The sequence below is a fragment of the Pediococcus acidilactici DSM 20284 genome (assembly GCF_000146325.1).
In the GTDB taxonomy this organism is placed as follows: domain Bacteria; phylum Bacillota; class Bacilli; order Lactobacillales; family Lactobacillaceae; genus Pediococcus; species Pediococcus acidilactici.
Window position 1 is genome coordinate 455039 of the sequence record NZ_GL397067.1, and the last position, 18491, is coordinate 473529.

Annotated in this window: 21 protein-coding genes, 1 pseudogene and 1 riboswitch; of the genes and pseudogenes, 3 read left to right on the forward strand and 19 right to left on the reverse strand. The window is 41.5% G+C overall.

From position 1 onward, the window contains the following. Positions 1-6: 6 nt before the first annotated feature. From purN to thiE, 12 genes and pseudogenes are all read right to left on the reverse strand, one after another. Positions 7-588, reverse strand: coding sequence for a phosphoribosylglycinamide formyltransferase (purN, locus tag HMPREF0623_RS02270; protein ID WP_004165889.1), 582 nt, complete (start codon positions 586-588; stop codon positions 7-9). After that, positions 588-1634 (reverse strand): phosphoribosylformylglycinamidine cyclo-ligase, encoded by a 1047-nt coding sequence (gene purM / locus HMPREF0623_RS02275; RefSeq protein ID WP_004165890.1) that lies wholly within the window; start codon positions 1632-1634, stop codon positions 588-590. Before purM ends, purN begins: the two co-directional genes overlap by 1 nt. 2 nt (positions 1635-1636) lie before the next feature. Continuing rightward, positions 1637-3106, reverse strand: coding sequence for an amidophosphoribosyltransferase (purF, locus tag HMPREF0623_RS02280; RefSeq protein ID WP_004165892.1), 1470 nt, complete (start codon positions 3104-3106; stop codon positions 1637-1639). Then, a complete protein-coding gene (gene purL / locus HMPREF0623_RS02285; RefSeq protein ID WP_004165893.1) occupies positions 3091-5295 on the reverse strand; it encodes a phosphoribosylformylglycinamidine synthase subunit PurL in 2205 nt (734 codons plus the stop codon). Before purL ends, purF begins: the two co-directional genes overlap by 16 nt. A gap of 17 nt (positions 5296-5312) precedes the next feature. Continuing rightward, entirely contained in the window at positions 5313-5987 is a 675-nt protein-coding gene (purQ, locus tag HMPREF0623_RS02290; RefSeq protein WP_004165894.1) for a phosphoribosylformylglycinamidine synthase subunit PurQ, read from the reverse strand. Next, a complete protein-coding gene (gene purS / locus HMPREF0623_RS02295) occupies positions 5984-6244 on the reverse strand; it encodes a phosphoribosylformylglycinamidine synthase subunit PurS (RefSeq protein ID WP_004165895.1) in 261 nt (86 codons plus the stop codon). The genes purQ and purS overlap by 4 nt, the downstream gene beginning before the upstream one ends. Next, positions 6231-6965, reverse strand: coding sequence for a phosphoribosylaminoimidazolesuccinocarboxamide synthase (purC, locus tag HMPREF0623_RS02300; RefSeq protein ID WP_004165896.1), 735 nt, complete (start codon positions 6963-6965; stop codon positions 6231-6233). Before purC ends, purS begins: the two co-directional genes overlap by 14 nt. Then, positions 6943-8103, reverse strand: a complete 1161-nt coding sequence (purK, locus tag HMPREF0623_RS02305; protein WP_004165897.1) for a 5-(carboxyamino)imidazole ribonucleotide synthase — start codon at positions 8101-8103, stop codon at positions 6943-6945. The genes purC and purK overlap by 23 nt, the downstream gene beginning before the upstream one ends. Then, a complete protein-coding gene (gene purE / locus HMPREF0623_RS02310) occupies positions 8087-8569 on the reverse strand; it encodes a 5-(carboxyamino)imidazole ribonucleotide mutase (RefSeq protein ID WP_002831743.1) in 483 nt (160 codons plus the stop codon). Before purE ends, purK begins: the two co-directional genes overlap by 17 nt. 392 nt (positions 8570-8961) lie before the next feature. Beyond that, a complete protein-coding gene (locus HMPREF0623_RS09625) occupies positions 8962-9138 on the reverse strand; it encodes a hypothetical protein (RefSeq protein WP_002831745.1) in 177 nt (58 codons plus the stop codon). A gap of 671 nt (positions 9139-9809) precedes the next feature. After that, entirely contained in the window at positions 9810-9977 is a 168-nt protein-coding gene (locus HMPREF0623_RS02315; protein ID WP_002831747.1) for a hypothetical protein, read from the reverse strand. Positions 9978-10038: 61 nt separating this feature from the next. Continuing rightward, positions 10039-10667 (reverse strand): annotated as a pseudogene (thiE, locus tag HMPREF0623_RS02320) (thiamine phosphate synthase). 88 nt (positions 10668-10755) lie between these two features. After that, a riboswitch (TPP riboswitch) is annotated at positions 10756-10847 on the forward strand. Positions 10848-11043: 196 nt separating this feature from the next. Between thiE and HMPREF0623_RS09830 the strand changes: the two are divergent. Genes HMPREF0623_RS09830 through HMPREF0623_RS09770 form a run of 3 tightly spaced genes read left to right on the forward strand, consistent with a single transcriptional unit; the run spans position 11044 to position 11764 of the window. Beyond that, complete coding sequence (locus HMPREF0623_RS09830; protein WP_126130533.1) at positions 11044-11205, forward strand: cation:dicarboxylate symporter family transporter; 162 nt, start codon at positions 11044-11046, stop codon at positions 11203-11205. Positions 11206-11261: 56 nt separating this feature from the next. After that, positions 11262-11675 (forward strand): cation:dicarboxylate symporter family transporter, encoded by a 414-nt coding sequence (locus tag HMPREF0623_RS09765; protein ID WP_004165902.1) that lies wholly within the window; start codon positions 11262-11264, stop codon positions 11673-11675. Then, positions 11639-11764 carry a cation:dicarboxylate symporter family transporter gene (locus tag HMPREF0623_RS09770; RefSeq protein ID WP_004165903.1) on the forward strand — a complete coding sequence of 42 codons (126 nt, stop codon included), beginning with the start codon at positions 11639-11641 and terminating at the stop codon, positions 11762-11764. Before HMPREF0623_RS09765 ends, HMPREF0623_RS09770 begins: the two co-directional genes overlap by 37 nt. Positions 11765-11991: 227 nt before the next feature. Here HMPREF0623_RS09770 and citG read toward each other — a convergent pair whose 3' ends face one another. The 7 genes from citG to HMPREF0623_RS02360 are packed head-to-tail and all read right to left on the reverse strand — an operon-like array spanning position 11992 to position 18470. Beyond that, positions 11992-12843 (reverse strand): triphosphoribosyl-dephospho-CoA synthase CitG, encoded by an 852-nt coding sequence (citG, locus tag HMPREF0623_RS02330; RefSeq protein WP_004165904.1) that lies wholly within the window; start codon positions 12841-12843, stop codon positions 11992-11994. After that, complete coding sequence (citX, locus tag HMPREF0623_RS02335) at positions 12830-13369, reverse strand: citrate lyase holo-[acyl-carrier protein] synthase (protein WP_002831753.1); 540 nt, start codon at positions 13367-13369, stop codon at positions 12830-12832. Before citX ends, citG begins: the two co-directional genes overlap by 14 nt. 27 nt (positions 13370-13396) lie before the next feature. Continuing rightward, positions 13397-14935 carry a citrate lyase subunit alpha gene (gene citF / locus HMPREF0623_RS02340; protein ID WP_002831755.1) on the reverse strand — a complete coding sequence of 513 codons (1539 nt, stop codon included), beginning with the start codon at positions 14933-14935 and terminating at the stop codon, positions 13397-13399. Further along, positions 14925-15833 (reverse strand): citrate (pro-3S)-lyase subunit beta, encoded by a 909-nt coding sequence (gene citE, locus HMPREF0623_RS02345; RefSeq protein WP_002831756.1) that lies wholly within the window; start codon positions 15831-15833, stop codon positions 14925-14927. Before citE ends, citF begins: the two co-directional genes overlap by 11 nt. Then, on the reverse strand, positions 15833-16126 hold the full coding sequence (gene citD, locus HMPREF0623_RS02350; RefSeq protein ID WP_002831757.1) for a citrate lyase acyl carrier protein: 294 nt from the start codon (positions 16124-16126) through the stop codon (positions 15833-15835). The genes citE and citD overlap by 1 nt, the downstream gene beginning before the upstream one ends. Next, the gene (gene citC / locus HMPREF0623_RS02355; protein ID WP_004165906.1) at positions 16116-17171 is read right to left on the reverse strand and encodes a [citrate (pro-3S)-lyase] ligase; all 1056 of its coding nucleotides are present in this window, start codon (positions 17169-17171) and stop codon (positions 16116-16118) included. The genes citD and citC overlap by 11 nt, the downstream gene beginning before the upstream one ends. A 12-nt stretch (positions 17172-17183) precedes the next feature. Beyond that, positions 17184-18470: a 2-hydroxycarboxylate transporter family protein gene (locus HMPREF0623_RS02360; RefSeq protein ID WP_187361947.1), complete on the reverse strand. Its 1287-nt coding sequence runs from the start codon at positions 18468-18470 to the stop codon at positions 17184-17186. Positions 18471-18491: the final 21 nt, after the last annotated feature.

An 18491-nucleotide genomic window follows, 5' to 3' on the forward strand; every position in this document is an offset into this window, starting at 1 on the left:
GCTCCCTTATTTAATCAATTTTCGTTGTTTTAAAACTTCGCATAGGCTAACAAAATATAACTCATGCTCAACTTGATGAATTCTTTGTGCTAATCGCGGCACATCATCATCGGGCAAAATAGGAACCGCCCGCTGCGCAATGATGGGGCCAGTATCAATTCCATCGTCAATCCAGTGCACGGTGACCCCGGTAACTTTTACGCCGTATGCCAAAGCGTCTTCAATTCCGTGTCGTCCCGGAAAGGCAGGCAACAATGCGGGATGAATATTAATAATGGCCTGCGGGTAGGCTTCTAGTAGCACTTTCGTAATAATTTTCATGTAACCGGCTAACACAATTAGTTTTAAATCGTATTTTTGCAACTCGAGCAGAATTGCTTGTTCGTAAGCCGTTTTGTCGGCAAACTCGCCCAAACGGTGGGTCCAAACTGGAATCCCCAATCTGACCGCTTTTTCAACTACTGGTGCATCTGGTTGATCACAGACTAAACATGCAATGCGAATTGGTACGTTAGTTTCTTCGATGTGGCGGGCAAGTGCAACAAAATTGGTGCCGGTCCCCGACGCAAATATTGCGATTTTAATCATTAATCAGCTCCTAAAAGTACGACGGCTGGTGCATTTTCTGGGCGCCTCTTCACTTGGCCAATCTTAAAATACGGTTCTTTTTGGCAGTCGAGTTCGTCCTTTACTTGCTGATATTGCTGAGGGCTCACGGTTAACACCATGCCAATTCCCATATTGAAAGTTTGGTAACGGTCGGTTTGTGAAAGTTTTCCAAGCTTAGTGAGAACCTTAAAAATCGCTGGTTTAGGCCAACTAGCCAATTTTATTTCAGCCTGTTGGTTAGGTTGTAACATCCGCGGTACGTTTTCCAGTAAACCACCGCCCGTAATGTGAGCAATCCCGTTTAATAACCTTTTTTGTAATAGTGGCCGGATCACGTTGCCATATAACCGGGTCGGTTCCAAAAGTTCTTCGATTAATGGACGGGCGATCCCTGGCAAATGGTCGTCAAATTGATAGTGGTGATCCGTGAAGAGAATTTTACGCACCAATGAGTAACCGTTACTATGTAAGCCAGTCGAAGGTAAACCAATCAAGTAATCTCCTTCACTTACCATGGCTGAGTTGAGGAGATTACTTTTAGCAGCTAAACCAACCGCAAAGCCGGCTAAATCAAAATGCTGGTCTTGATAAAGTCCTGGCATCTCGGCCGTCTCTCCGCCTAATAACGGGATGGATTGGGCCTGGCAAGCTTTCAAAATCCCTTTTAAAATTGCGGCTGTTTGGTCGCTTTCTAAATGTGAAAACGCCAAATAATCTAAAAAGAATAGCGGTAATGCGCCCTGTGCCAACAAATCGTTAACGCACATTGCTACCAAATCTTGCCCTAACGATTCGACTTTTCCAGTTTGGGCAGCTAACAGCACTTTAGTTCCCACTCCGTCAGCCCCCGCCACTAAAGCTGGATCGTCTAATTGATCTTCGGAGAGTTGGTAACATCCGGCAAAATTGCCAATCCCATTTAGAATGTGGGGGCCTTGTTCACCAATTGCTTGCTTTAAGCCTTCAATAATTTCTTCGCCCGCAGCAATGTTTACTCCCGCTTGTTCATAAGCATTTTTGGTCATTATTATTTCTCCTTTGCGACTCCCGTTGCCGATAACATAGTATCTTTTGCGGTTTTAGGAACTTCAAAATCGGCCGCGTAATCGTAAAGCGGCGTAGGATATTTTCCATCAAAGTACGCTACGCAAAGTCCGTCGTTAGAGGCATCTTGGTGTAAACCGATTGCGTCAATCAAACCGGGCAAACTTAAAAAGTGCAACGAGTCCGCCCCGATTGCAACGCACATTTCCTTTACCGTGAGGTTTGCCGCCATTAATTCACGAGTATGTTCGATATCAATTCCGTAAAAGCAAGGGTATTTCAACGGTGGTGAACTGATCATCAAATGCACCGCTTTAGCCCCCGCTTTTTTCAACATTTTTACAATGTACTTGCTGGTGGTCCCCCGAACAAGCGAGTCGTCAACGAGGGCTACCTTTTTCCCCGCAACTACCGCGGATAACACTGTCAACTTCATCTCGACCCCCTGTTCACGTAACTTAGGGGTGGGTTGAATAAACGTGCGGCTGCTGTACTGATTTTTAATCAGGCCCATTTCATTTGGGACCCCCAACTGCTCCGCCACTCCTGCCGCTGCTGATAGCGAAGAATTGGGTACCCCGACGACAATGTCCACGTCTAACGGATTTTCTTGGGCTAATCGCTTACCCATTCGTTGTCGCGCGCGATGGACGTTCACCCCGTAAAGATTCGAATCTGGACGGGCGAAATAAATAAATTCCATCGAACAAATTGCTAGCTGAGTCTCGGTCGTAAAATGGCTAATTTTAATTCCCTGGTCGTCAATTTGGACTAGTTCGCCAGGTTCTACGTCCCGAACAAACTCGGCACCCACCGCCGTTAACGCACAAGTTTCACTTGCGATCACGAATGCGCCATTAGCTAATTGTCCAATCACCAAAGGCCGGAAACCATTGGGATCCAATGCTGCGTATAAAGCATTTTCCGTAAGAATTAGGTACGCGAACCCGCCCTTAATTTGTCGCAAACTAGCCTTTAATTTTTCACTAAAGCTCGCCTGCTTTTGGTGCTGAATGAGGTGCATTAGAACTTCGGTATCCGAATTGGATTGAAAAATTGCGCCCTGCTCTTCTAATTGGTGGCGCAGTGTAATTGCATTTGTCAAATTACCATTATGGGCCATCGCCACGTCCCCTTGTAGATAGTGGAAAAGCAGCGGCTGAACATTTTCAACCCCGCGGCTTCCAGCCGTACCGTAACGGACATGGCCAATTGCACTGCGCCCAATTAAGTTCGTTAAGTCATCCGGGTTACTGAATACGTCCGCTAAAAGACCTAGGCCTTTGTGGATGGCAAATTTTCCCGTGGGAGTACGGGTTACGATGCCCGCCCCCTCTTGCCCGCGATGCTGTAAGCTGTGTAATCCGATATACGTTCGTTGCGCTGCATCAGGATCTCGCCAAACCCCAAAAATGCCGCATTCTTCATTGAGTCCCTTTAATTCAGTTGCCATGCGAGTGCTTCCTTCCAACTAGTTTCGGCCGCCGTTAAATCAACATCCAACATGTCATCAGTGGTTAAGATTTTAAGCCGATCACCCCCTACGCGCCCTAATAGCGTCGCTTTGCCAGCAGTTTTAGCTTCAAAATGCTCCCGGTTTGCTGGCGTAACGGTTACGAGGAATCGCGATTGGTTTTCAGCAAATAATTCGGCGGCCGCTAAGTCAGTTTGCACGTTAAACCCAATTTCTCCTGCGAAGGCACTTTCTGCGAGGGCGATCGCTAATCCACCTTCTGCCAAATCGTGCACACTAGCCAAAAGTCCTTCATGAATTAGGTCGCTTACTAAGCGTTGTTGGTCAATTTCGTATTGCAAATCAAAGTCGAACAGTTTACCTTCCACGTGGCCTAATTGCATTTTTTGGAGTTCACTACCGTTTAAGGCATCCGTAGTTTCGCCTAAAACATAAATCAAATCACCCGTTTGTTTAAAATCTAAGGTGGTTATCCAAGCTGGATCTTCAATTATTCCGACCATGCCCACCATGGGAGTAGGATAAATTGGTTGCCGATTAAATTCGTTGTACAGTGAAACGTTGCCCGAAATCACGGGAGTATCAAAAACATCGCAGGCCGCGGCCATTCCATTAATGGCTTGGGCTAATTCGTAGTAACTTTCCGGATCCTCTGGGCTCCCAAAATTCAGGCAATCGGTAATTGCTAAAGGCTTTCCTCCCGTTGCCACCACGTTGCGGGCCGCTTCACTAACGGCAATTTGTCCGCCGAGGTAAGGATCCAAGTATAAGTAACGGGGATTCGCGTCGGTAGTCATTGCGAGTGCTTTTTGGGTCCCGCGGATTCGAACCACAGCAGCGTCACTTTGGACGGTTGAAATCGTGTTAGTTTGTACCTGTGCATCGTAGCGTTCAAAGATTGCTTCTTTATTAGCAATCGTGGCTTGACGCAACATGGCATTAAAAGTTGCCGTTAAATCCTTAATTTGCGGTTGAAATTGCTTTCCATCGCTCTTGACACGTTGCGGTTTTTGGCTTGGCCGATGATAAGTCGGTGCTTCATCAACTAACGCATGAATTGGGACATCGGCTACGGTGGTCCCTTTAAAAATCAGTTGATATCGCTGGTCTTCGGTAACCTCCCCAATTTTTACAGCGGTACTATCATATTTTGCAAAAATTTCCTCTACTTCACGTTCGTGCCCCTGCTTAACGCAGAGCAACATCCGTTCTTGGGATTCAGAAAGCATTAATTCGTAGGGAGACATGTCTGCTTCACGTTGAGGAACCAAGTCAAGATCCAAGCGCATCCCAAATCCCGCTTTGGCCCCCATTTCCGCTGATGAGGAAACTAAGCCTGCCGCCCCCATATCTTGGATCCCTACTAACCATTCGGCATGGTTATGGATTAATTCTAAGCAAGCTTCCATTAACTGTTTTTCAGCAAACGGATCCCCAACCTGGACCGCCGACCGTTGTGTAGTCTGTGCATCATTAAATTCAGTGGAAGCAAAAATAGCGCCTTGAATCCCATCTCGACCAGTTTTAGCGCCCACATAATAGATTGAATTGCCGACCCCAGCGGCAGCTCCCCGTTGTTGGTCAGTGACGTTCAACAAGCCCACGCACATGGCGTTCATCACTGGGTTATTCTGGTAAATTGCATCAAAAGTCGTTTCTCCGCCAACCGTGGGAATCCCCATGCAATTACCGTAGTTGCCAATTCCCGCTACGGTTTGGTCCACTAAGAATTTTGTCCGGGCGTCAGTCAATTCACCAAAATGCAGACTATCCATTAACGCAATTGGTCGAGCGCCCATGGAAAAAATATCTCGAATAATGCCGCCCACGCCGGTTGCCGCACCTTGATAAGGTTCCACTGCCGTAGGATGATTATGACTTTCGGCTTTAAAAACTACCGCCTGCCCGCCGCCAATATCGACAATGCCAGCACCTTCTCCCGGTCCCTGTAATATTTGCTGACCCGTTGTGGGAAATTGTTTTAAAAGTGGCTTAGAGTTTTTATACGCACAATGCTCACTCCACATGGCAGCAAATAATCCTGTTTCAGTGAAGTTAGGGAGTCGACCCAGCGTGTTCCTGATTTGGTTAAATTCGTCTTCGCTTAGTCCCCACTGGATATATAATTTTTGATCCCAAATTTCGGTCGGTGTTAATTCCGTCATCATCGCAAAATCTCCCCTTATTAAACGTGTTGCGTGATACTAGCAACTAAACTTTGGAACAATATTTTCCCGTCCGTCCCCCCTAAAACTGCTTCACTAGCTCGTTCCGGATGGGGCATTAGTCCGAGGACGTTGCCCCCTTGGTTAGTAATTCCGGCAATGTTATCAGTACTGCCGTTAGGGTTGTTTACGTAACGCAGAACAATTTGGTTGTGTTCCTTCAAATCTTGTAAAGTTGTTTCATCACAATAATAGTTTCCTTCACCGTGAGCGATGGGGAACGTTACGGTTTGCTTTAAACTAAATTGGCGGGTAAACGGCGTTTGACAATTTTCAACAACCAATTTTTGGGGTCGGCAAATAAAATTTAAGCTCTCATTAGGATGCAATGCTCCGGGTAAAAGCCCGGCTTCCGTTAAAATTTGAAAGCCATTGCAGACCCCGATCACTGGTTTTCCAGCTTCCGCAAATTCTTGCACCGCGGACATGATGGGCGAAAAACGGGCAATTGCGCCGCTCCGGAGGTAATCACCGTACGAAAAGCCTCCCGGAATTAAGACGGCGCTGGTTTCAGCTGGTAAAACAGTCTCACGATAATCCACAAAACTCGGGGTGACCTTAAGGACGTCTCGTAAAACGTAATACATATCCCAGTCACAATTGGAGCCTGGAAAACGAAGGATGCTATATATCATTTTTCGTCCTCCTGATCGTCTTGAATCTCAAACCGGTAAGTTTCCATGTTAACGTTAGCTAATAATTCATCACACATTTTTTGGACTTGTTCGTTAATTTTTTGTCCGCCATCGGCCACCTGGATTTCGAAATATTTTCCCACCGACACTTTTTGGACCTCTTGATAATTCAAATGATGAAGCGCTTTTTTAATGGCGGCTCCCTGAGGATCCAAAATAGATTCTTTATAAGTTACGTAAACTTTAGCTTTGTACATGCGCTTCCTCCCGTGAATTTATTAAACGCCGGAGTACCTCTTGATAAACCGTCACCAGATTACCCGTTTTTTTGCGAAAAACGTCCTTATCTAAGGAAGTTTTGGTGGTTAGGTCTACCAACCGGCAAGAATCGGGTGAGATTTCGTCTGCAAGCATAATTTTTCCATCTGCGGTTTTGCCAAATTCAACCTTAAAGTCCACCAGTTGCAAACGAGCCTGCCGAAATCGTTCCTTTAATAGCCGATTAATTTGAAGTGCTAAGTTTTCGAGGATTTCACCTTCTGCATAACTAATAATTTTCAAAGAAACAGCTTGATTAGTGTTGATGAATGGATCGTCCAATTCGTCAGATTTATAAAAAAATTCCACAATCGGCTGATCGAACTCTCGTAAATACGGCACCGCAAATTTTCGCTGAAAACTGCCCGCTGCTGCATTACGTACGACTACCTCTAGTGGAATAATGTCTACTTTGTAATTTAATTGTTCGGTATCGGAAATTTTTTTAATAAAGTCCGTATGAATCCCTTTTGCACCTAGCATTTCAAAGAGGATACAATCGATCTGATTATTCAAAGCTCCCTTGCCAATAACTTGCTCTCTCCGTTTACCATTTAACGCCGTTGCTTGATCCAGGTACTCAACCCACACCACGTCTTCCTCATCCGTCCTATACAATCGTTTAGCTTTACCCTCTTTAATTAACGTCGTTTTCTTCATTGCTAATCTCCCAAATCTTTTCCGCTTGAATTGAACCTAAGCTTGGTTGCAGTTCTCCTAACAAGGTAATGTGCCCCATCTTCCGATTCACCCGACTTTCCGCTTTGCCATAATCGTGAAAATGCCAATGCGGCCGTTGTGCTAGCTTTTGGCGGGCTAATGTTAAATGTTGCCCGAGTAAATTGACCATCACTGCGGGGGCGTGTTGCGTAATTTTCGGTATTTCAAGTCCACAGATACTGCGAACGTGGGCTTCAAATTGTGAAATGTTACATGCTTCAATCGAGTAATGTCCCGAATTATGGGGACGGGGTGCTAATTCATTCACTAACAAACGCTCATCAGCTAACATGAAGAATTCAATCCCCAATACTCCTCGTAAACATAAACCTTGCGCAATTTGGCGAGCAATTTTTTGTGCTTTTTGCTGAACCTCTTTCGTTACCCGTGCCGGGACAATGCTTTGATGGAGAATATGGTTGTGATGGATATTTTCCGCTACTGGAAAACATCGCACCTGGCCATCCCGGCTTCGCGTCACCATTACCGATAATTCTTTGCTGAATTTCTGACGCTTTTCCAAAATGCACGGTGTTTGGGATGCTAAACTCCGGCCCGCTGGCAAATCGTCCTCCGAATTAATATCTTGCTGACCATGCCCGTCATAACCGCCCTCACAAGATTTTAAAATGCAAGGGTACCCTAGCTTAGTAATCGCGTCATTTAGCTCGGTTGGATTGCTGACGGGTTGATAAGGCGTTACCGGGAGGTCGTGGCTAGCAAGAAAATGTTTTTCGCGAAGACGATCACTAGTTACGTATAGTAAATTAGTCCCTTGCGGAAGAGCCGCTAACTTTTGTGTAGCCTCCAAGCTAGCTAAATCGACATTTTCAAATTCATAAGTTAAAACATCGCTACGTTCGGCCATCTTTAATAGGGCTTGCTGGTCGTTATAAGCGGCCACAATTTGAAAATCACTAACCTGACCAGCCGGACAGTTAGGGGTCGGATCTAAAATACCCACCTTATACCCCATTGCTTTGGCAGCCAGAGCGATCATCTGTCCTAATTGGCCGCCGCCAATAATTCCAATCGTTGCTGGCGGTAGGTATACACCCGCTTCACCACTGCTTTTCACTATTCTGGGCCTCCTGGGTTTGTTCTTGCCGAAATTCAATCATTTTTTTAGCAAGCCGCGGCTCGGTAATCGCTAAAATTTCGATTGCCAGTAAAGCTGCATTTTTAGCCCCGGCCTCTCCAATTGCCGTGGTTGCTACCGGTACTCCGCTGGGCATCTGCACAATCGACAATAAAGAGTCCAAGCCGTGCAACGCATGACTTTCAATCGGGACGCCCACCACCGGCAAAATGGTGTTGGCCGCTAACATTCCTGGTAAATGTGCAGCTCCACCAGCTCCCGCAATTATTACCCCATAACCATCTTTTTGAGCTTGCCTGCCAAATTTTTGAAGTTCACTAGGCATCCGATGCGCTGAAATTACGTGTCGCTCATAAGCCACCTCAAACTTATCAAGCATCGCTGCCGTTTCCTTCATCGTGGGCCAATCGGAAATTGATCCCATCACTACCGCAATTTTTTTCATAACAGCTCCTTTCAAACAAAAAAACTTGGTTAGTTTTCACGTTTAGTGTACCAACTTAGTTAACTTTAATCAACGCTTTATACGAACTATTTTTATTTAATTTCATTTTATAGTTCGTTTATAACTCTTAAAAAGAGATATATCATCATTAATCATCCGAATTATACATAAAGACCTCCCCAATCAACACTAACCGTTGCTCGAGGAGGTCCAATATAAAGTATGGTGAAAATAATTTTTGAATAAGTGCTTAAAAATAAGGTCCCGAAACTGGGTCTGGAGAAAAAAACATTCACCACTAACTCAACTAATAAAGTATGCATCCGTAGGTCCCTTTAAGTTATTATTTAGTAACTAATCATCAAAAAAGTTGCATCACTAATCTTAAGGTACTACCCACCTATTTTTACTTGGCCGCTAGCAACTTGCATTTTTTGAGCAGCCACTAGTAAAAGTTTTTCCGTTCCAACTGCCGACGACTTTGCGTCAGCGAATACGCGCCCGCTGTTAACCAGTGGCCCTAAACTTCTTAAAATCACGGCCAGCGTTAATAAATCTTTTTGTCCCATATTGATCCCTTCTTTCTTAATTTTAAAGTATTATATATGTGAACGCTTTCATTTTATCGTGGATACTTCTGGGACGCAAATAATAACTATCGTCAATTTCTTATACTTAGCCATCCAACTCTTTCAAGTTCACTTATTTAAATAAGCCCTCCTACCTCTCATCAAGAAGAAACGCGATTCACACCATCTTCACAGCAAAGATTCTTTACTATTGCTAAATCATTTTCTAACTGCTAACCAAACCATTCCACTACATCCTAATCCAGTAACGCTAAATATAATCTGCCTCCAATGTATTACGTTTAGGAAGACCTAGCACGGGATTTAAATTATGTCTATGGGAAGCAACCACGCTAAACACCACGCAAAAAATAAAAATTAGCCACCACCGTTTGCTTAAAAAATCCCAAAAAGTCATCCCCGTCCGGGCTCTTTGAACCCGTAATTTTTTGGCAGGGACTTCCCGATCCCGGATCAACGCGTCTAAACTAATTCGGGGAAATCAGGTAGCCTAAAGCTCCCACATCAAATATTAAAAATGTCGCCAGTAAAAAAAGTAGGTTTACCCTAGCTTTAACAAAAACGATTCCTAAAACCGCTAACAATAACAAATATTCTAATTTAGATGCCCACGTTTTAAAGACCATTACTCACGCTCGCTTTTTCAAAGATCACCCTAATTTTTTCAAATCCTCCTGAGAAATAAAAAGAGTCACTTCACCAGTTTCCTTATTAACCTTAGCTTTTACTTCCACACCATGGGCAAAGAAAGTTGGCTTGCCAACGTCAATTCTTAAGTATTGATTGCCATAGCATAACACTTGATAAAGTTTTTCCATTATTATCTCCTCCGTTAATCGAGTCTAAAAAAAATTATTAGCCATCAAGGTAATCCCCAGCTTAACTAAGAACATCTATAACTGTAGATTTTAATTGCTGAGCTACTTGCTGCGGTTGCGTAGCCTTCATGATTGCCGAAACTGCTGCAACTCCGTCGACATTCGTATTCCGCAAAACGGACAGATTTTCCGCATTTAGCCCACCAATTGCAAAAACCGTTATTTTTGCTTCCTGCTTAATTCGTTTTAGCGTTGCAACACTAGTGTGCACAGTTTTAACGTGGGTCGTAGTGGGAAAAATTGCTCCCACTCCCAAGTAGTTAGCTCCCTCTTCAACCGCGCGTCGTGCTTGCGCAACTGTTTTAGTAGTCGCTCCAATAATCTTGTTGGGCCCTAAGATTCGCCGTGCTACCGCCACTGGTAAATCAGCTTGTCCAAGATGAACACCCGCAGCATCGACAGCTTGCGCAATCGCTACCTGGTCATCGATTATTAACGGGACTTGGTAACGGTCGGTAATCTTTTTACATGACCCGCCAATTTATAGTATTCAGCACTGCTGATTTCTTTTTCCCGTAGCTGTAGTAAATCAACCCCTCCTTGGCAAGCCAACTTAATCCTTTCTAAAAATTGTTGTTGATTTAGTCCTAACCGGCCCGTGTCGAGATAAAGTAATGGCTTTTCTAACATTTGATCCACCTCAATTTAATTTTGACTTTCTTTATGATAGTGTTTACAATGTACGTGGTAATAATTTTACCACATAAATCAAAACTTTAAAGTTCGTCTGGGGTGCCATTTTTGGCTGAGATCATACCCATTGAACCTGATGTAGTTCGTACTACCGAAGGAAGACCGAATACCGCAATAGCATAATTCTGTAACTCACTTTTGGTGAATTACGCCACCCATAATTGCGTACCCCCTTTCTTTGGTTGTATCCATAAGAAAGGGGGTTTTTGCATGGCAATCGTTAACGCTAAGTTTCTTGATGCGTTTCCAATTGCCTGTGGATAGCTCCTTACCTGCAGTTCAGGCTACTCCGCCCGTAAATTGGTAAAAAACTCTGCTTAATTTAGTTCCGCAAAATATTTTTAACGCTTTTGCCCAGAGAAACGTTGGTCAGATTATCATTTTTGTAATTTTTCTGGGTGCCCTGCTAAGCTATAGCAAACGTCAGCACCATTATGACCAATTGCTTACCTTGGTTACCCAACTAATGATTTAATTATCCAATTGAACGTCTTGGTTATGTGAATTGTCCCTTTAGGAATTGCTTGTCTGATGGTCAAAACCACTGCCACTCACGGAATCACTTTACTATTACCGCTACTTTACTTTTTATTTTTATACGGGAGCGGTGTCGTTGTATTTTTAGTATTCTTAACGTTACTCACCATTTTGCGCACGCAAATCTCGCTTGCTAAATTGTTCAAGGGGCTCACCCGCATACTGCTCGTGGCGTTTACCACTACTTCTTCAGCAGTTACCCTTCCGGTTGAGTTCATGGATGTACAGCACCGGCTTAGCGTCAGTAAATCAGTCAGCGAATTAGTTTTACCGTTAGGGATGGTTTTAAAAAATAATGGTCCAGCAATGTATCTTGCTTTAGTTTGCACCGCCATTGCCAAATCTGCCACCTCCCCCTCACCACCCCTTATTTGCCAGCGGAAAGTATCGCGCTATTTGCTAGTATAGACTGGTTTGTAGGCATGCTTCGCACCGTGGCCAACGTGATTGGGGATGTAACTACTGCAGTAATCATTGATCATGAAGAAGCTGGTTGATGGCTGAGGTTGGCTTTTTATAGTTTCACTTTTGAATCGTTAGTGTTGATTTACAAAGAATTTTGTTTAGCAAAACATATTGACTAACGAAAAAGTCATTTTAAACAGTAAATTGCTTTCCTTAAAAAATGACCACACCTAAAATGGGTGTGGTCATTATATTGTCTATATAAAATAAACTTACAATCACAATAAAATTGTACATAAAAAAGCAATAAAAAATTTATTTACAAAGCTTTATTTCTCAATCCTATAAAAATAGTCAAAATCAAAAGATCAGCAGTGCCACCTAAACTAAGATTACGATCTAAAAATTTCTGATTCATTTCGTATAGCTTTTGCATCCCTAATTTAGTTTTACTACCACCACTATTTAACACGTCAATAGCTTCTGTACGTGCCCAATTGATAATATTTAAATCGTTATCAGCACGCTTTACCAAATTCGAATCTTCATTAATAGATACTAATTTCAACAATGTATCAATCAGTCTTTGGTTCTTTGTTCCCGTTGCTCTACATAGGAAGGGAAAGGCAACGCGAAATACTTTCGGAAAACCATCCTCTGCTTCACCGCGGATTCCCTTATAACCAAACCTTAAATATTGTATTTCACCAGCAGTTAAATTTTCTGGATTTTTTTCAGTTAAATTAGCGAAATCATGTTTTGTTAATCCTAATAGCATCTGCTTTATTACATCTTGTACAGCCATATGCCGTTGTTCTGAATAAGCCATCGCACAAGTCATAATCCCTAGAGAAAAGATTGCACCTTTGTGCGTGTTAACTTGCGAAGTTGCTTCAAACATTGCTTTTTCAGCTGTTTTGCCATATTCGCGTAATTCCAAAAACATTTTTGATAGTTGCCCTTGATAACTATATCCTAGGTCAGCGGCCTTTAAAAAATAATTTTTTAAACTCATGGAACTATCTATAAATGTAAATATATCCATATCAGGATGCGGTCCTGGCGACACTGGATCTACAAGCCCCGGTTTAGGATTTACACTTACTTCATATAGCAACGACTTAACTGCATCGTTAGCAATTTCGCTTACAACACTTTCACTTTCCACCATAATTTTCCTCAAAGTTGGTTACTTTTTCTTGTATAAATTGTTGCAATTCATTGACGGAATGTTTGCGTGAGCGAGCACAATTTTTGGCTAAATTTCCACAAACAAAACATTTCCGTGGTTCTAAACCTAAGTCTGTCCGCGAAATTGATTTGTTTCGTCCACCAGCAATCACATCAATATCGAAGAAGCGACCAATATCGTCATTATTTTCAAAATCAATTGCTCTTTCTTTAACATCATTTGCTGATAATTCTGAGATGATAAAACAAGTGTTACCAGCAGGTTTATTCCAATTTAAAATTATTTTAGTATTATCAACCCGGTTTAAGAAGCGGTTAACCCCGTTCACAAAAACTTTATGCAAATTGGAATTATTTTTAATAGGTCCAGGAATATTTAGTTTAATAACCACTATAGAATTAACAACGTATTTTCGGCTAAGTTGATTTTGAACGTAAACACGTTCATCACGATCATTTAAGATATCTTCAATCGATTGTACTTCACCTTTATTAAACAGTTCCATCTTATTCAGCCTCTAATTTATCATACTTTAATCTTTAACCTCTTTAATTGTATCAATCAAAGTACCATCACGGTATTCAATAAGAGCTACTGTACGATCGGTGAATTCAAGAGGTTCTGGTGTACCAACTTTATGTTCAGCCATCTTTTGAAGTTCTTCAATTGAATACACTGGTACCCCAGGAATATTATTTAATTGCCCTATTAAATCTTTCCGCTTGGGATTAATTGCAATTCCATATTCAGTTACTAATACATCTATTGAATCGCCTGGAGTTACAACTGTGGTTACTTGCGGTACAACAGTTGCAATTCGACCACGGACCAATGGAGCTGAAATAATTGTTAGCTTCGCTGTTCCAGCATCTTGATGCCCGCCAATTGCTCCTCGGATAACTCCGTCTGAACCACTCATAACGTTAACATTGAAGTTGGTATCAATTTCTAACGCACTTAGGATAGCAACGTCAAGCTGGTCGACCATAGCACCCTTGTTATCAGGATCGGCATACCACGAAGCATCAATTTCTTGTTGGTTTTCTTCAGATTGCATTGCATCAGCAGCACCCTTATCAAAGTCCTGAACGTCCATTACTTTCTTGACTAAACCTTCTTTCAATAAGTCAGTCGTCGGTTTAGTAATCCCACCTAATGCAAAGGAAGCTGTAATTTGATTATCTATCATTGCTTTTCTTAGATAGCGAGTAACTGCTAGAGCTGCTCCGCCCGAACCAGTTTGAAATGAAAATCCCTCTTTGAAATAATTTGAATTAACAATTACATCATTAACTGTCTTAGCAATCTTCAATTCCTTAGGATCCTTAGTAAATCTAGTAGCATCGGATCCAATCTTGTCAGGATCACCAACTTGTTTTACCTTAACCACATAGTCTACTTGAGTTTGCTTAATTGAAGCTGGTGTATTTGGATAATCAACAATATTATCCGTAACTAACACAACTTTGTCTGCATATTGAGCGTCCATCAAAGCATAACCTAGTGAGCCAAACACTGCATCACCTTTCATTCCATTAGCATTTCCTAACCTATCAGCATTAGGGACGCCTAAAAATGCCACATCAATTTTAATGTCACCATGCTCGATTGCACGTGCACGATTACCATGTGATCTAAAGATAACGGGATTTTTTAATCCGCCATGAGAAACAAATTCTCCTAGAGATCCCCGCATTCCAGAACTAGTAATATGCGTAATCGTTCCGGCCTTAATAGCTTCGATTACAGCGTCATTCATAACACCAGTTAATGAAGAGGGAGCTAGGGTTAGGTCTTTAATACCTTCATCTAAAATAATCTCCATAACTTGGTTAAAAACGAAATCCCCGTTTCTAAAATGATGGTGAAATGAAATTGTCATACCATCATGAACAGTCTTTTTAACCACGTCCCTTAATGATTCAACTACTTTATTGTCACCTGTAGTGACATGCACCTTAGGCGCAACACGTTGAATATCTGGATGTCCAATTTCAGTTGTTTGAAATGAACGATAATTATATTTATTTAAGGTATCTTCTGAAACTTTACGTTGTACTCTATTCTCCAAGGTAATTGCCCTCCTCATCAATTAATCCAGACGCTTTAGCTAATTTCATAACCCGTTGAGCTCTCAAAACAACTGGCCTATCAACCATTTGACCATTCATTGAAATCACTCCTGATCCCTTAGCCCGAGCCTCTTCAATGGCAAAGATAACATCTTTAGCTTTTTTAATTTCTGGTTTAGTAGGTGCATAAACTTCATTAACCATTGGAATTTGTCGCGGATTAACTAATGATTTCCCATCGAATCCAAGCTGATGGATATAACGTGTTTCACGATAAAATCCTTCTGTATCATCCATGTTAGAGAATACAGTATCAAATGCAGCAATCCCAGCAGCACGCGCAGCATGTAGAACCATATTGCGAGCAAACTCAAGCTCCGCTCCATCCGGATAACGGTGGGTCTTCATATCGGTAGTATAATCTTCGGCCGAAATTGCAATTCCAATCATACGTTCCGATGCACTCGCAATTTCGGGAGCGTTCAAAACTCCTTTAGCTGATTCAATAGCAGCCATGAGATGAGTACTTCCAATTTCACGATTAAATTTCTTCTCAGCTTCTAAAACATCTTGTTCTAGTTTTTTAATCATGTCAGCTGATTCAGCTTTTGGCAAACGAATAACTTCGATACCAGCCTTCACCATCGCTAAAACATCATTACGGTAAAAAGGGGTGTCTTGGCCATTAACACGGACGACCAATTCGGCATCACCATAATCTTGCGTTTTTATAGCTTCTGCAACCAAGAAACGGGCTGCATCTTTTTCTGCCATCGAAACAGCATCTTCTAGGTCAAACATGATTGAATCTGCTCCATAAATTCCAGCATCCTTAACCATAGCTGGATTATTTCCTGGAACAAACATCATTGTTCTACGTAATCGTTCATCTTGCATTAGAATACCTCCCAAACTGGTTCTTCAGCTGTACCAGTTGCTCTTTGGGCTGCGGCAAACGTCCGAGCCTTAATTACACAATCTAAAGCACCTTGATCAACAGCTTTAACCTTAGCATTTTCAATTCCTAACAAATTCAAACTACTAGTTATCACCTTTTTAATTTGTTTCCCAAATATTTTTGATACATCGGAGTCTAAATCAATTTCAATTCCATTATCATTTTTTGAAATTGTAATTTGAATGTCAGACGATTCTAGTGTTCCCGCAATAGCGGTTGATTTAATTTCCATCAATTTTAAAACCTTCCTTAATTAGTTTTTGTAAATCATTTAAGTGCTTAATAATATATTCGTAGGTAGTGGCCGGTAAATAATCTTTAATCTGTTCAATTGCATTATTTTTAATTGCGCGTCGCACCTGTGTAGCTGAAATTACATTGCCATCAATTTGCTTTCGTGGAATAATCTTAACTTTAACTTCAGGAGGTAAAACTTCTGATAAAGCTTTATTGTAGATACTTGTAGTTTTCGAAAATGGTTCTGAACCTAAATACCGTGTTTTGATATTAAGTGGTTTGGCGATCTGCGTCTTAAATAATTCAGCATCCATAGCAGTTTGATATTTGATGACATTATCACTACCAGTAATGAAATACGATGGAAAAGTCATATAACTAACCATGTACTCATTTCCTAACCTAACGATAACATTACTTAAATCTGCCAACCCTTGGCGAACTAGTTCAAAACGCGTTTTTGTGGTGAATAGCGATGCATCTTGTTCGACTACAAAAACATACACCAAATCACTTTGGGCAGCCGCTGTTTCAACCAAATAACGATGTCCTAAAGTAAATGGGTTAGCATTCATGACAATCGCACTGACTTGCTTGTCAGATTGGTTTTCCATTGTAGGAAGTGTTTTAATAAAATCATGTACACTATAATCCCCTGTTTCTAACAAAACAGCCGTATCAGTTTTTGCTAAAGTTTTAAAGCCAACATGTTCAAAACTATTTTGATAAATCGCTTTCGTAAAAACAAACACGTGAAATATTTGGCGTTGCGCCAATTCATTAATTAGCGTTGACACAATTAAATTAAATAATTTTCCATCCTGACAAGTAGGATCTACAGCAATGTACTTCAAAACATTGTTGTGGAAAGAGCCCGTAGCAATTAGTCGTTGCTTTTCAAAGATACCAAAACATGATATTTGAAGTAAAGTTTGTTTATCAGGAATTGTAATATCAAACTCCGACAACAAAGTTCCCCATTTTTTTCGATTACTAGCATCTTGCAAATTAATTTGCTTTACTTTCCCCTCATAAGCCATTTCGTAGCTCCTTTAAACAAATAAACGCATCAAGAAAATCGATAATGTAACTGTAATTGCTCCACCTAAACGAACAGCAACTTGAGCAAATGGCATTAGTTCCATTCGATCGCCAGCTGCTAGAATAGCAAGCGCGCCAGTGCCACCTTGACCACTACAACACGAAACTGCAATGGCGGTATCAACTGGGTACATACCTAACATTTTGGCACTGAAAAATGCGGCACAAACAATCCCAGTAACTGTAACTACAATAGTAATTAACATAGGAATATTGGTGAATACCGTAACTAACGATTCCCAGGGAGTCATTGCAATACCAACTCCGAACAAAAGTGGAGGTGTAATTCCTTTAACCGTTAAGCTATAAAGAGACTTTCCACCTTCTTGCAAACTTTCAGGGATCCACCCTAACATTTTAGCAATCATCACTACAATCAATAAAACAATTGGAGCTGGCAAATGAATCACACTGTTAACCCATACCCCTAATAAATAAAGTGAAATAGCTAAAATTCCCGAAACTAACATCTTTTCAATATCTGCACCGCTAGATTTTTGGGTCAAGTTGCCTAAATCAGATTGACCGTCATCAGCTTCGACTAGCCGTCCATTCCCAGTCCATTCAGGGTGAATATCCCCCATTTTTTTCAAAATACCAGACAAAATAACTGCTACTAAGCTTCCTAACATAACACAAGGCAAAATCATCGCAAAAATTTTAGGTTGTGCCATAGAAATAATAGCTGCATATCCCAAAGATAGAGGTAAAGCTCCTTCACCAACCCCGCCAGCCATAATTGGGGCAACCACGTAAAAATAACTTTTCCAAATAGATAAGCCTAACAAGCTCCCCACCGCGATTCCAAGCAGAGGACCAACTAACTCACAAATCAATAAAACAACGATAATTCTAGTGCTTGCCTTTATTAAGGTCTTTCGATTCATGGCACTGATACTACCAACAATCAATAGGGCAATAAAGAATGCCAAAAAATTATTATTGTTCATAAAATCCGTAACTACATGAACTGTGCTTTTAGGTAGCCAGTTTTCATATACTAAGTATGATGGTAAAAAGGTAACAACCAAAACCTTGCCACCCAATGACTTTAAGATTGGAATGTGTTTTCCAATCTCTTCCAAAATAAATGAGAAAAGAGTCATAATTCCAATTGCGCCCAGCATATCGTCTGGCATCTGGTTACCCCATGTTAATAACACATAAGCTACAATTAGCAAAATATAAAGTGGCATTGGAATAATTCCAATTTGCAACGAAAAGAGTTTTTTTAACATGCCTTGTGAACTCATTTTTTC

Coding starts and splice junctions, on each gene's coding strand:
- citX (WP_002831753.1), bottom strand. CDS start 13,369: ATGGAACTGTTTAATAAAGGTGAAGTACAATCGATTGAAGATATCTTA.
- purQ (WP_004165894.1), bottom strand. CDS start 5,987: ATGATATATAGCATCCTTCGTTTTCCAGGCTCCAATTGTGACTGGGAT.
- purS (WP_004165895.1), bottom strand. CDS start 6,244: ATGTACAAAGCTAAAGTTTACGTAACTTATAAAGAATCTATTTTGGAT.
- purF (WP_004165892.1), bottom strand. CDS start 3,106: ATGGCAACTGAATTAAAGGGACTCAATGAAGAATGCGGCATTTTTGGG.
- citE (WP_002831756.1), bottom strand. CDS start 15,833: ATGCAAGATGAACGATTACGTAGAACAATGATGTTTGTTCCAGGAAAT.
- HMPREF0623_RS09765 (WP_004165902.1), top strand. CDS start 11,262: ATGGTCAAAACCACTGCCACTCACGGAATCACTTTACTATTACCGCTA.
- HMPREF0623_RS02360 (WP_187361947.1), bottom strand. CDS start 18,470: ATGTTAAAAAAACTCTTTTCGTTGCAAATTGGAATTATTCCAATGCCA.
- HMPREF0623_RS02315 (WP_002831747.1), bottom strand. CDS start 9,977: ATGGAAAAACTTTATCAAGTGTTATGCTATGGCAATCAATACTTAAGA.
- citD (WP_002831757.1), bottom strand. CDS start 16,126: ATGGAAATTAAATCAACCGCTATTGCGGGAACACTAGAATCGTCTGAC.
- purL (WP_004165893.1), bottom strand. CDS start 5,295: ATGATGACGGAATTAACACCGACCGAAATTTGGGATCAAAAATTATAT.
- purC (WP_004165896.1), bottom strand. CDS start 6,965: ATGAAGAAAACGACGTTAATTAAAGAGGGTAAAGCTAAACGATTGTAT.
- purN (WP_004165889.1), bottom strand. CDS start 588: ATGATTAAAATCGCAATATTTGCGTCGGGGACCGGCACCAATTTTGTT.
- purM (WP_004165890.1), bottom strand. CDS start 1,634: ATGACCAAAAATGCTTATGAACAAGCGGGAGTAAACATTGCTGCGGGC.
- HMPREF0623_RS09625 (WP_002831745.1), bottom strand. CDS start 9,138: ATGGGACAAAAAGATTTATTAACGCTGGCCGTGATTTTAAGAAGTTTA.
- purE (WP_002831743.1), bottom strand. CDS start 8,569: ATGAAAAAAATTGCGGTAGTGATGGGATCAATTTCCGATTGGCCCACG.
- citC (WP_004165906.1), bottom strand. CDS start 17,171: ATGGCTTATGAGGGGAAAGTAAAGCAAATTAATTTGCAAGATGCTAGT.
- citG (WP_004165904.1), bottom strand. CDS start 12,843: ATGGTGGAAAGTGAAAGTGTTGTAAGCGAAATTGCTAACGATGCAGTT.